This window comes from Ramlibacter sp. 2FC (assembly GCF_005503345.1).
Classification (GTDB): domain Bacteria; phylum Pseudomonadota; class Gammaproteobacteria; order Burkholderiales; family Burkholderiaceae_C; genus SCMQ01.
In genome coordinates this window covers 1-13,116 of record NZ_SCMM01000001.1, presented here as the reverse complement: position 1 = coordinate 13,116, position 13,116 = coordinate 1, and the positions used below count along the sequence as shown (strand labels likewise).

At 65.4% G+C, this 13,116-nt stretch carries 10 protein-coding genes; 6 read left to right on the top strand and 4 right to left on the bottom strand.

Annotation, left to right across the window (positions count from 1 at the left end):
- Positions 1–240 precede the first annotated feature (240 nt).
- From FFS10_RS00050 to FFS10_RS00035, 4 genes are all read right to left on the bottom strand, one after another.
- A complete protein-coding gene (locus FFS10_RS00050) occupies positions 241–1,260 on the bottom strand; it encodes an XdhC family protein (protein ID WP_137890241.1) in 1,020 nt (339 codons plus the stop codon).
- Positions 1,260–3,479, bottom strand: a complete 2,220-nt coding sequence (locus FFS10_RS00045; RefSeq protein WP_137890238.1) for a xanthine dehydrogenase family protein molybdopterin-binding subunit — start codon at positions 3,477–3,479, stop codon at positions 1,260–1,262. The genes FFS10_RS00050 and FFS10_RS00045 overlap by 1 nt, the downstream gene beginning before the upstream one ends.
- An 11-nt stretch (positions 3,480–3,490) precedes the next feature.
- Positions 3,491–3,949 (bottom strand): (2Fe-2S)-binding protein, encoded by a 459-nt coding sequence (locus tag FFS10_RS00040; RefSeq protein ID WP_137890606.1) that lies wholly within the window; start codon positions 3,947–3,949, stop codon positions 3,491–3,493.
- Between the two features lie 128 nt (positions 3,950–4,077).
- Positions 4,078–4,986 carry an AraC family transcriptional regulator gene (locus tag FFS10_RS00035; RefSeq protein WP_249931096.1) on the bottom strand — a complete coding sequence of 303 codons (909 nt, stop codon included), beginning with the start codon at positions 4,984–4,986 and terminating at the stop codon, positions 4,078–4,080.
- A gap of 411 nt (positions 4,987–5,397) precedes the next feature.
- Between FFS10_RS00035 and FFS10_RS00030 the strand changes: the two genes are divergently transcribed.
- From FFS10_RS00030 to FFS10_RS00005, 6 genes are all read left to right on the top strand, one after another.
- Positions 5,398–6,429 carry a zinc-dependent alcohol dehydrogenase family protein gene (locus tag FFS10_RS00030; RefSeq protein WP_249931095.1) on the top strand — a complete coding sequence of 344 codons (1,032 nt, stop codon included), beginning with the start codon at positions 5,398–5,400 and terminating at the stop codon, positions 6,427–6,429.
- A gap of 36 nt (positions 6,430–6,465) precedes the next feature.
- Positions 6,466–7,626 (top strand): MBL fold metallo-hydrolase, encoded by a 1,161-nt coding sequence (locus tag FFS10_RS00025; RefSeq protein ID WP_249931094.1) that lies wholly within the window; start codon positions 6,466–6,468, stop codon positions 7,624–7,626.
- Positions 7,627–7,756: 130 nt separating this feature from the next.
- Entirely contained in the window at positions 7,757–8,263 is a 507-nt protein-coding gene (locus FFS10_RS00020; RefSeq protein WP_171015955.1) for a cyclophilin-like fold protein, read from the top strand.
- Between the two features lie 400 nt (positions 8,264–8,663).
- Positions 8,664–9,635, top strand: a complete 972-nt coding sequence (locus FFS10_RS00015) for a sugar ABC transporter substrate-binding protein (protein ID WP_137890229.1) — start codon at positions 8,664–8,666, stop codon at positions 9,633–9,635.
- Between the two features lie 319 nt (positions 9,636–9,954).
- Entirely contained in the window at positions 9,955–11,160 is a 1,206-nt protein-coding gene (locus tag FFS10_RS00010) for a maltoporin (protein ID WP_137890227.1), read from the top strand.
- A gap of 340 nt (positions 11,161–11,500) precedes the next feature.
- Entirely contained in the window at positions 11,501–12,979 is a 1,479-nt protein-coding gene (locus tag FFS10_RS00005; RefSeq protein ID WP_137890225.1) for an NAD-dependent succinate-semialdehyde dehydrogenase, read from the top strand.
- The last annotated feature ends 137 nt before the right edge of the window (positions 12,980–13,116 follow it).

The following is a 13,116-nucleotide window of genomic DNA, read 5'->3' as shown; positions in this document are numbered from 1 at the left end:
TGTTGCCGATGCCAGCATCGGCATTGGCAACTTCGACAAGCTAGATACCAAGCTCAGACAGCGCCTCATGCAGCGCCACGTGTTGCGGACGCACCAGCGCAACTGCGCGGTCTGTGGCTGCCGGTAGGCGCCCAGCGCTGGCGACCGCGACAGTAACTCCATCAGGCAAACGGTGCATAAGCTTGTCACCGCCGAAGCAATGTCCGCGCCCTGCGGCCATCAGCCATCCGGCGATGGCGCTCACATCACCGCCTCGCCGGTCAGGGTGTCACATGCACCGAAGTGTGAAGCCACCGCCTCTTTCCAGCGCGCGAAGTCCACACCGTTTCTTACCGCAGTCATTTCGGCCACGATGGCCACAGCAATCTCAGGCGGGGTGTGACTGCCGATGGGCAAACCGACGGGCCCGTGCAGACGCGCCAGATCTTCGGAGGTGAAGTCGAAATACTGCGCGAGCCGCTCGCGCCGTCTGGCGTTGTTCAGACGCGAGCCGACCGCGCCCACGTAGAAGGCCGGCGACCTGAGCGCTTCCAGCAGCACCATGTCGTCGAGCTTGGGGTCGTGGGTGAGCGCCACGACGGCGCAGCGCTCGTCCGGCTCCATGGCAGCGAGCGCATCGTCGGGCATGGCGGTCACCAGCCGCGTGCCCGGCACATCCCAGCCCGGGCCATATTCCTCGCGCGGATCGCAGACCGTGATGTCGTAGCCCAGCGCCTGCGCCATCGGTGCCAGATAGCGGGAAATCTGCCCGGCGCCGACGATGAACAGGCGCCACTGGGGGCCATGCACGGTGGCGAGGCGTTCGCCGTCCCAATGCAGCGCGTCGCCGCGGCGGGCATCGGACAGGGTGACGCTTCCGCAGGCGAGATCGACCTGTCGCAGGGCCAGCCGGCGCTGCGCCAGCCGCTGCGCCAAGTCCTCCAGCAAGGCCATTTCCGGCGCCGGCTCGACCACCAGTTCCAGCGTGCCGCCGCAGGGCAGGCCGAAGCGCGTCGCCTCGTCCTTGGTGACGCCGTACACCAGCTTGAACGGGGCCGCCTCGCCCAGGCGGCCTTCGCGCATGCGGGCGATGAGATCATCCTCGATGCAGCCGCCGGAGACCGACCCTTCGACCAGCCCGTCGTCGCGCACTGCGAGCCAGGAGCCGGGCGGGCGTGGCGCCGAACCCCAGGTGCGCGCCACGGTCACCAGGGCGAAGCGCCGCCTCTCGGCCGCCCAGCGGCGTGCCGCCGCCAGCACCTGCAGATCGACGCTTTCCATCAGGCGCGCAGTGCCTCGGCGCGGATCGGCAGGCCGCGTATCCGCTTGCCGGTTGCGGCGGCGATGGCATTCGCCACGGCGGGCGCCAGGGGCGGCACGCCAGGCTCGCCGATACCGGTCGGTGGCTCGGCGGATGGCACGATATGCACTTCGACCCTAGGCATCTCGTTGATGCGGATCGGCGCATAGTCGTGGAAATTGGACTGCTCGACCATGCCGTCCTTGAGGGTGATGGCGCCATGCAGGGCCGCCGACAGCGCGAAACCGACCGACCCCTCGACCTGTGCGCGCACGTTGTCCGGGTTGATCACGGTGCCGCAGTCCACCGCGCACACCACGCGATTGACACGCAGACCGCCATCCGGCTTGATCGTGACTTCCGCGACCTGCGCCACGAAGGAGCCGAAGGATTCGTGCAAGGCCACGCCGCGTGCCCGACGGTCGCCTGCCTCGCCCGGGCTCAGGGCCCGTCCCCACCCTGCCTTCTCGGCCGCGAGTCTCAGCACATGGGCATGGCGCGGGTGCTTGCGCAGCAGCTCCAGGCGGAAAGCCACCGGATCCTGGCCAGCTGCTGTCGCCAGTTCGTCGATGAAGGTCTCGGTGGAGTATGCGGTGTGCGTCGACCCCACGGAACGCCACCAATGCACCGGCACCGGGATGTCGGTGGGCGTGTGCAGGTCCACGAGCATCGAAGGGATGTCGTAAGGCAGGTTCGCCGCCCCTTCGACCGACACCGGGTCGATGCCGTTCTTGACGATCATCGAGAACGGCGAGTCGGTCAGGATGGACTGCCCGACCAGGCGGTGTCGCCAGCCCACCGGGCGCCCCTGGGCATCGAGCGCGGCTTCGAGCACATGGTGGAAAGCCGGCCGGTAGTAGCCGGCCTTCATGTCGTCCTCGCGCAGCCAGACGAGCTTGACCGGTGCGCGTCCGCCGATGGCTCTGGCGATGTGCACGGCCTCCAGCTGGTAATCGGCATTCTTGCTTCCGCGGCGGCCGAAGCTGCCGCCGGCGTAGAGCATGTTGATCTTGACCTGCTCGACCTTGAGACCGAGCAAGGCAGCCACGGCCATCTGGTCGGGCGTCTGCAACTGCTCGCCATTCCAGATCTCGCATTCATCCTTGCCCAGCCGCACGACGCAGTTCATAGGCTCCATGGCGGCGTGCGCGAGGTACGGAAAATCGTAGGCGGCGCGCAGCACCTTGGCCGGCCGGGCGAAAGCGGCATCGGCGTTGCCGCTCTGGTGCGCCACCACGCCCGGCTGCTTGGCCAGTTCGTGAAAGCGCTCGAAGATCTGCTCGCTGCCCAGCTTGAATGCCTGCGACTCGTCCCACTCGATGGCGAGCGCATCCCGGCCCTTCTTGGCCGTCCAGGTGTCCTTGGCCAGCACGGCAATGCCGGTCGGAATCTGCACCACGTCCACCACGCCCTTGATGGCCTTGGCCTTCGATGCGTCGAAGGACTTCACCTTGGCGCCGAAGCGCGGCGGATGCGCGACCACGGCCGTGAGCATGCCCGGCAGGTGCACATCCTGCGTGAAGCGCGCACGGCCGGTGGTTTTTTCTGCGCTGTCCTTGCGCGGCGCGCGTTTGCCGATCAGCTTGAAATCCTTGGGGTCCTTCAGCTTGAATTCGGTCGGCACGGCCTGCTCGGCGGCAGCCCGCACGAACCGGCCGAAACGGCCCGAGCGGCCGGAGGCCGCATGGCGGATGACGCCTTCGCTGACCGTGATCTCGCCGGGCTGGACTTGCCACTGCCGTGCCGCGGCGGCCACCAGCATGGCGCGCGCCGTGGCGCCGGCCCGGCGCATCTGATCCCAGGAATTGGCCATGGCATTGCTGCCGCCCGTGCCCTGCACCGGCCCCCATTGGGTGTTGGCATAGCGCGTGGCGTCTGCGGGCGCGCCTTCCACCCGCACCTGCGACCAGGCAGCGTCCAACTCTTCGGCGACGAGGGTCGCAAGACCGGTGAAAGTTCCCTGGCCCATCTCGATGTGCTTGGAGATCACCGTCACCACGTTGTCAGTGCCGATGCGCACAAAGGCATTCGGTTCGAAGGCTTGCGCGGCCGAGCCCGTCGCCACGGGCGGCAGACCCGGGCCGGTTGCCGTCGCCGCACCGGTACCAGGCAGATAGACCGCCAGGGTCAGGCCCGCCGCACCCTGCAGGAAGCGGCGACGGCTTTCGTTCTCGATCCGGGGCGTATTCGTTGTCGTCATGGTACGCCTCCTCAAGCCAGAGCCTTGGCCGCTTCATGGATGGCGGCGCGGATGCGGACATAGGTCGCGCAGCGGCAGATGTTGCCGGCCATGGCCGCATCGATATCCGCATCGGTGGGCTTGCGGTTCTGGGTCAGCAGCGCCACGGCGCTCATGATCTGGCCGGACTGGCAGTAGCCGCATTGCACAACGTCCAGGCGCTGCCAAGCTTCCTGCACGGCCTTGGCGACGCGCGAGCTGTCCACGCCTTCGATGGTGACGATCTTCTTGCCAACCGCCGTGGATGCCGGCGTCGTACAGGAACGGACAGGTTGGCCGTCCATATGCACGGTGCAGGCGCCGCAAAGGGCCATGCCGCAACCGAACTTGGTGCCGGTCATCTGGAGGCTGTCGCGCAGCACCCAGAGCAACGGGGTGTCGGGATCGGCATCGACGCGGGCGGTCTTGCCGTTGATGTTAAACGTGATCATTCGGGTCTCCCTGGACAAAAGAACGCTTTGTGCATTCTCCTGGCCGCGCCGTCATCCCACTAGCTCGATCCTGCTGTTTTCTTGCCCAATTCTCCAGGGTCGCAGGGCCGATGCCCTTGCGCGGCGGTTCAGGCCGAGGCCCAGACCAGCGGGGCGTTTGCGTCATCGGTCCGCCGCCGCAAGCCTTCGATGTCGCGCTTGGGCGGCGCGCCGAAGAGGCGGCTGTATTCGCGGCTGAACTGCGAGGGGCTCTCGTAGCCGACCTGAAACGCCGCGCTCGCGGCGTCCAGGCGCTCGTTCAGCATCAAGTGCCTCGCTTCGTGCAAGCGCAGCCATTTCTGGTACTGCAAGGGGCTCATCGCGGTGAGCTGGCGAAAGTGGTGATGCAGGTTCGACGGGCTCATCTGCACGTGGGCCGCGAGCTCGTCGATGCGCAACGGCTGTGCGTAATTCGCCCTCAGCCACTCGATGGCCCTGGCGATCCGCTGGCTCTGGCTGCCCACCGAGGCAATCTGCCACAGGCGCGCCGCCTGGTCGCTCATGAGCAGGCGGTAATGGATCTCGCGCTCGATGAGAGGTGCCAGTACGGGAATGGCGGCAGGCTCGTCGAGCAGCGCCAGCAGGCGAGTGAATGGCTCCAGCAAGGCCGAGGTGACGGTGCCGAGCGCCGAGCTGCCCTCGCAGGCACGCTGGCGCGGCGGCGGCAGCCCGCTTTGCGCGATCAGATCGGCGACCACCCGCAGGTCGAGCTTGAGCCCCAGCCCGAGGCAAGGTTTCTCTGGGCTCGCTTCGAGCGCCTGCGAGCTGGCGGGGATATCGAGCGAGTTGATCAGGAAGCGCTCGGGGTCGTAGGCATACGCGCTATCGCCGACCAACAGCTGTTTCGCGCCTTGAACGACCAGCACGAGGCTAGGCTCCACCTTGCAGGAGCAAGGCTGAGTGGGTGATTCGCGCCGGAAGAGAAGAAGGTTTTCGATCGGTGTCGGCCAGTCCTCTTTACCCACAGTCCACCGCCCGATGACATCGACCAGTCTCATGTGCAGTGCACTGACCTGTCCGCCCGGGTGTCGCTCGCTCTCCTCTGGGGTAGGCATAGAGATCTCCTTGAATTCCACTGTCGACAGGATAGCTCCGGCAGGCCTGGATGTCGTTCGCAAATCCATGGATCCAGACGATCAGGCAAGAAAACCGTCGGATCAGTCTATCGCGCGATCGATCAATACGCGAAAAATAGCACCTATTCGAGCAGGAGCCGATATGTCCAACGGTACTGACAATTTCTACTAGAGCGACAAGCTGGCGGTCCAGAAGGTCGCGATCAAGAACCAATACCGGGCAACAGCTTTGATCGGCGCTTCGCGGCCCGTCCGACACGGGCCTCAGCGGCAGGCAGGCCCGCTGGGACAGGCCTAGGGCAATTCACACCACTTCAGAAAGGAGATCTTTTCATGCGCGCAACCGTAATGTATGGGGCCCGCCACGTTCGGGTGGCGAACCTGGCGGACGCCACCCTTGTCGAGCCCACCGATGCCATCGTGCGCGTCACGCGCGCCTGCATCTGCGGCAGCGACCTGTGGCCTTACCGCTCGATGGAACCGAGCGAGACCGGGCAGAGCATGGGCCACGAAGCCATCGGCGTGGTCGAGGCGGTGGGCCGCGCCGTCGCGAAGGTGAAGGTCGGTGATGTGGTGATCATGCCCTTCGCCTATTCGGACGGCACCTGCGACCTCTGCCACGAGGGCATGCACACGGCCTGCAGCCACGGCGGCTTCTTCGGCTGGGCCGGCCTCAACGGCGCCCAAGCCGAGGCGCTGCGCATCCCGCATGCCGATGGCACGCTGTACGTGCTGCCCGGCGGCGCGGACGAGGCCCTGATGGCCTCGCTGCTGACGCTGTCGGACGTGATGGGCACGGGCCACCACGCCGCGCAGGTGGCCAAGGCCGGGCCTGGCAAGACGGTGGCCGTGATCGGCGACGGCGCGGTGGGGCTGTGCGGGGTGCTGGCCGCCAAGCGCCTGGGCGCCGAGCGCATCATCCTGATGGGCCGCCATCCGGACCGTATCGCGCTGGCGCAGGAATTCGGCGCCACCGAGATCGTGCGTGAACGCGGCCAGGAGGGCGTCGAGCGCATCCGGGCCCTGAGCGGCGGCTACGGCGCGCATTCGGTGCTCGAATGCGTGGGCACCGGCGATGCCATGCAGACGGCGCTGGACATCGCGCGCCCGGGCGGCGCCATCGGGCGCGTGGGCGTGCCCCACTACAGCAGCATTTCGCCCGAGCAGACCTTCTTCAAGAACCTCCTCGTCGGCGGCGGGCCCGCGCCCGTGCGGGCCTACATCGACGAGCTGCTGCCCGATGTGCTGGAAGGCCGCATCCAGCCGGGCCTCGTCTTCGACCGGGTCATCGGCCTCGACGACATCGCCGACGGTTACCGCGCGATGGACGAGCGCAAGGCGATCAAGGTCATGGTCACGTTCTGAAGCCGCTGTTGACGGGCGTTCCCAGTGAAGAAGCGTTTGCACACCGTCGTGATCGGCTTGGCCCTGCTGGCTGCACTCGTGCTGCTGGGCGGTTGCGCCTATCTCCAGCTGCCCGAGTTCGGTGGCCATCCCGAAGGCGAGGGGCTGCAGCGGGTCCGGCGATCGTCGCATTACGCAGACGGTGAGTTCCGAAACCTCATCCCCACGCCCGTGCTGACAGAGGGGCACAGTCCGCTGTCCGTCATCGTCAGCAACCTGATGCACCCTCTGGACCACCTGCGTCCCGCGCAGCCGGTCCCGGCCGTGAAGATCGAGCTCAAGGCACTGGACAAGGCGCAAGATACGCTGGTCTGGCTCGGACACTCCTCGTTCTTCGTCCAGATCGCCGGTCGGCGCATTCTCATCGACCCCGTATTGAGCCCCTTTGCAGCGCCTCAGTCGTTCGCGGTGCAGGCGTTCGACGGCACCAATGTCTATACGGTCGATGACCTGCCCGAGATCGACCTCCTGCTGATCACGCACGACCATTGGGACCACCTGGACTACCCGACGGTGACCAAGCTGCAAGGCAAGGTCAGGCAGGTGCTGGTGGCGCTGGGGGTCGGTGCACATTTCGATCGCTGGGGTTTCGAGCCGGGCAAGGTTCGCGAGGCCGACTGGTACGAGAAGCTGGAGTTGGGCGATGGCCTCGCGGTCCATCTCGTGCCCGCGCGCCACTACTCGGGCCGCGGACTCACCCGGAACAAGACCCTGTGGACCGGCTTCGTGCTGGAGTCCGGCCAACGGCGCCTGCTGTTCAGCGGCGACACCGGCTATGGCCCCCACTTCAAGGAGATCGGCCAACGCTTTGGCAGCTTCGATCTGGCAGCGCTCGACATGGGGCAGTACGACCCGCGCTGGCCCCACATCCACATGACCCCGGAAGAGGCTGCGCAGGCCGCGCGGGACCTGGATGCCCGGGCCCTGATGCCGGCGCATGTGGGTCGCTTCAGCCTGGCCCGCCATGCCTGGAACGATCCCTTCGAACGCATCCGCGCCGCCAGCCGCGGCCGGCCCTATCGGCTGCTGACGCCGAGGATCGGTGAGGCCCTGCCCCTCGACGGGCATGAGCCGGGATTCCCGCCCTGGTGGCAGGAGACACAGCAGGCCGCCGCTGCGGCCTCCGCCCCGGAGGGCCAATCAGCCGAGGCTGAGTGAAAACATGAAGCACAGCTTGAAGGCATGCCTCCCGCCAGCCCTGCTGCGAGGCTGACCAAGGCCACCGCGCGCGTGAAGCGATGCTTTCCCCCGAAAGAGAAAAATGCTCAGACTTCAAGCCCAAACCGTTATGATCCTCCTCGCGGCGGCCTTGAGCGCCACCGGCTCAGCCGCGTCTGCTCCTTCATCCCAGCCAACTGCCATGCCTGCCAAGCCTTCGTCTTCGCCGGCTGCCACGCCCGCAAAGCCCACCCGTGGCCGCGCGGGCCAGGTCGTCGGTACCGTGGTGCGGTTTTCCGCCGGATCGACCTCGGTCGAGGTCACGATCGACCAGGACAATCCGGCGGTGCGTGACCTCCTCTCGATGCTCCCGCTCACCCTGAAGCTGGAGGAATACAACGGACGGGAGAAGATCGGCTACCTGCCGCGCAAGCTCAAGCTCAACGGATCCCCCGGCTCCGACCCCGAAGACGGTGACCTCATTTACTTCGTGCCATGGGGCAACATCGGCTTCTACTACAACACCGCCGGCATCGGGTACTCGGATCTGACGATCCATCTCGGTGTCTACAAGGCGACGCTTGAGCAACTCAACCGTCTCGAGGGCCGGCCTGTCACCATCGAGATCGTGCACTGATACGCCATTCGTCGGACCTGCGAGGGCGCGTTGGAGAGCACCGCATGCTCAACGGTCTGATTGAAGTTGGTCTTGGATTTGTGAACGATGCGCTTCGCGCACCGGCCGGCTTGCCGTGGACAACGCTACGCGTTGCACACCGCGCCGCCCTTCGCCCACAAGCTCCACAGCCTCCCACCACCATCTATGAGACTTGAACTGAAAAGATTCAAGCTCTATAGGGACGACAACTATTCTGCCGCGGGGGACTCATAGGGCCTATGAGCCCTCTTCATGAATGAAGCCCAAAGGGTCGAATACATTCACTGAGAGGGGATGATTCCGCTCAATAGAGAAAAGCGGCTGCGGGCGAAAAGAGCGATGCCAGCAGCCTCAAATACACCTTTTACAGGAGACAAACATGAAATCGGTTCTGAAGGCACTTGGCGCTGCCGGGGCTGCCGGCGTGGCAGCATTCACTTTCGGCACTGCCACGGCGAAGGACATCACCATCGCCTATGTGGCCAACAGCATGCAGTTCCCCTACGACGCGGCGCTGGCCAAGGGCTTCCAGGCCGCCGCCAAAGAGCTCGGCATGAAGGCCGTCGTGCTCGATCCGCGGCACAGCGTCGAGAAGCAGGGCAACGCCATCGACGACCTGATCGCGCAGAAGGTGGATGGCATCACCGCCATCGTGACCGACTCCGTGGTTGCGCGCACCTGGGTAGACCGCGCCGCGGATCACGGCATTCCGTTCGTCGCATCCGCTGTTCAGGTCGGCGATCCGGACAAGGTTCCGCTGCGCCAGGTTTACCCGAAGCTTTCCGCGCTGGTCACGACAGACGATGTCCTTGCTGGCCAGAGGGCCGGCGAGTTGGCCGCAACACTGCTGCCTAAGGGCCGCACCGCCAAGATAGGCATCGTCGAAGGCGCACCGGGATTCGCCGTCGTGCGCCAGCGCACCCAGGGGTTCCGCGCAGCACTTGACAAGGCCAAGATCAAGTACGAGATCGTCGCTGCGCAGCCCACTGACTGGACGCCCGAGAAGGGTCAGGCGGTTTGCCAGAACATCCTTACGGCCCATCCAGATCTCGATCTGCTCTTCAGCCAAGCCGACGACATGGCCATCGGATGCTCTCGGGCAATCCGCTCGGCAGGGTCCAAGGCGAAGCTGATCGCCACGGGCGGTGGCTCGCGACTGGGCAACGAGGCCATCAAGACTGGGGAGCTCGATGGCTCCGTCTGCACCAACCCCGAAACCATCGGGCGGCTCGCGGCCAAGGCTCTGCACGACGCGATCACGAACAAGAACACGCCCAAGGCGCGGTTCATCACCTACGACATCCCTGCCATCACGAAGGCCAACCTGCATCAGTGCTCGGCCAACTGGTGATTTTCACAGGACCGCCTGAAGCGGCACTCAGCGGACCTTTCTGGTGATGCAGAACAGCGCAATCGCGCCCCCTGCAGGACCAGAGGCCGCCGGCACCCACGCCCGGATCCGCGACGCGCTGCCGCTAGAAGGCTGCGCCGGAGCCGCGATCCGGCTCCCTCCCCGGGGATAGCCAACAGCCTCGCGTCGATCCGATTGCCCTGAGCCAGGGCAATGCGGATGGTCGTCTCCAGCTGTCGTTTGTCATTCCAACCATCGCCGGTTCGATGGGCACGACGAGTGCCGCCGGTAAGCTTTGCCCAAAAAAACTGAGGAGTCAATGATGAAAACCAACCGGAAGCTCAATTTCAATAAGTACGCAGTACCGATGTTTGCCGCAGCCGCCCTGAGTCTAGGATCGGCTGGCGCCCACGCCCTGGACTTCGGCGGCTACGTACGCATCGGGCCCGGCGAGAAACAGAACACCGCGGGCGACGACAAACGCTGCTTCGACGGCCACATAATGAGCGGGGGTGGCCACTTCCGTCTGGGCAACGAGTGCGACACCTACGGCGAGTTCACCTTCAGCCAAGGCGGCAAGGCCGGCGATGTCGAATACCAAGCCGTGCTGATGCCGAGCTTCTATCGGCCCGGCTCGGACATCGGCAGCACGAGCCTCGGACTTGCTCAGATGTACCTTTCGGCCAAGGGCTTCGATTTTGCGCCTGAACAGAGCTTCTGGATGGGCCGGCGCTACTACAACCGCGCAGCGGTTCACTTCGGTGATTTCTTCGTCGTCAACATGACCGGCACCGGCGCGGGCGTGGAGGGAATCAAGGTGGGCTCGGGCGGGCTTGGCTTGGCGGTTTTCCGCGATGGCGACAACAGCAACACGAGCGCCCCGAACATCAATCCGCTCACCCGGGTGAATGCCGACCTGACCAAGCTGAAGACCAACCCCGGCGGCGAGCTGAGGGTCACGGCAGCCTACACCAAGGGCACGGGCGTCGCCGGATCGACGGGTTCCGGCATCAGTCTCCAGCACGACCAGACCGGCGTGCTCGGCGGCGACAACACGCTCTGGGCGCAATATTCCCAGGGGTCCACCGGCCTGAACATGGGCAATGGCAATCCGACGGACGCTTCATCCATGAAGCGGTGGCGACTGGTGGAAAGCCTGCTGTGGAAGACCGGCCCGCTGACCAGCCAGGTGATGCTGATGGTCGGCAAGGAAGACCTGACCGCCCTCACGAGCCAGTCCTTCACCTCCGTAGGCGGCCGGGTGGCGTACGCCTTCACCAAGAACTTCAAGCTGCAGGGCGAGATCGGCGTCGCCTCGAACAAGCCGGACGGGGCACCGACGCAACGGCTGACGAAGATGACGATCGCACCGACGCTGACTGTGGGACCGAACTACTACGACCGACCGGAGCTGCGTTTCTACGTGACCCGCTTCAACTTCAACGATACCTATCGGGCAGCTGAAGCTGGCCTGACCCGCAAGAGCAGGACTGTGGCGGGCTTCCAGGCCGAAATCTGGTTCTGACCACGAACCACATCCGCCATAGAGGGCCTCCTTCATAGGCGGCAATCGGTTTTCTGGCACGCTACTCCAAACCGATCTTATCGGGGCCTCGTGCCCCGATTCTTTGCGCGCCCAAGCAGCATGGCCTCAAAGGAAGATTGGCGACTCTGCACCCCGTCCTGCGCTCCCTGTGCGACTTCATGATGCATTCAGGCCTGCTTACCGTCGAAGCCAGAAAAGTCGACTGGATCGCCCCCAGGGCGAGGCGAATAATTCCCTAAATCCCTTCGCCGTCACGATGCGAAGCATTCGCAGCAGTTGCGCTGGCGTCTTTCCAGCCCCAATAGACAGGACTTCAGAGATGACTCAATCCAAACCGCATGCAGTTGAAACCCACGGCCAATCCGTGTACCCGCGCATCGGCCTCTTCATCGACGGTGCGTGGATCTACGACCACCAATCCCGCCAGGAAGTGAGGAACCCAAGCAACGAGGAGGTTCTCGCCACTGTCCCTCAGGCCAGCGCCGACGACCTCGAGCGTGCAGTGAATGCGGCGGCACGCGGATTTCTGACTTGGCGTGACACGGCGCCTGAGGAGCGCGTGGCCATCATCCGCAAGGCGGTGGGTCTGCTGCGAGAGCGCGCCGAAACCGTTGCCCAGATCATCACGTTGGAAAACGGCAAGACCCTCGCCGACGCGCGCGCCGAGGTGGAGCGGTCAGCGAGCTTCTTCGACTGGGATACCGCGGAATCCCTGCGCAACTACGGGATGATCGTGCCAGGGGAGCCGCAGATGCAGAAGTTCATCCTGCGCCAGCCCATCGGACCGGTGGCCGCGTTCACCCCCTGGAACGTGCCGCTCAGCTCCCCGTCCCGCAAGCTCAGTGGCGCGCTCTCTGCCGGCTGCTCCATCATCCTGAAGGCGGCCGAGGAAACTCCTGGCGCCGCATGCGCTCTGGTCCAGTGCTTTGCCGATGCCGGATTGCCCGACGGTGTGCTCAACCTGGTGTTCGGCAACCCCGGCCACATTTCGTCCACGCTCATCGCTTCGCCGGTGACGCGCTTGGTGACGCTCACAGGCTCCGTGAACGTCGGCAAGCACCTGACGCAACTGGCGGCCGCGGCCATGAAGCCCGTACTGATGGAACTTGGTGGCCACGCACCCGTGCTGGTTTGCGCCGACGTGGACGCATCCGCGGTCGGCCGGCTGGCAGCAAGCGGCAAGACGCGCGTGAACGGCCAGATCTGCGCCTCACCCTCGCGGTTCATCGTCCATCGCGATGTCTACCAGGAGTTCGTCGCCGCGTTCGCCGACGCGGCAAAGAACATACGCGTGGGCGACGGCTTCGCGCCCGATGTCCAGATGGGGCCGGTCGCGAGCGCCCGGCGACTGGCCGCCATGCAGTCGCTGGTGGATGACGCCAAGCGCCGCGGAGCTCGCGTGGCAGCCGGAGGCCACCGGATTGGTGAGCGTGGCTACTTCTTCGCACCCACCGTGCTGGCCGACGTGCCGCTGAATGCGGATGCCATGACGATGGAGCCGTTCGGACCCGTGGGCGCCTGCGTGCCAGTGGCCGACCTGGAAGAGGGCATCGCGCTGGCCAACTCGCTGTCGGTCGGCCTGGCCGGCTACGCATTCACGAACTCGCTCGAAGAAGCCGAACGGATCGGCAGGTGCCTGGAGTGCGGTGTGCTTTCGATCAACCATTTCGGCGCGGGCGATGCGGACGTACCTTTCGGTGGCGTCAAGGAAAGCGGCATCGGGCGCGAGGGCGGACCGAACAGCCTCGACGCCTACACGGTGACCAAGACAGTGCTACAGCGGACCTGGCGCGTCTAGGCCGCGCACTGAGGCGGCCACCCCCCAGATGGCGGATTTTTCACCGCGCCTAACAACACTTTTTTTCAGGAGACCATGATGACATTCGCGACCCGGCACACCCGCTCCCGCTCACCCGCCGCGAGCGAGGCGGTGGG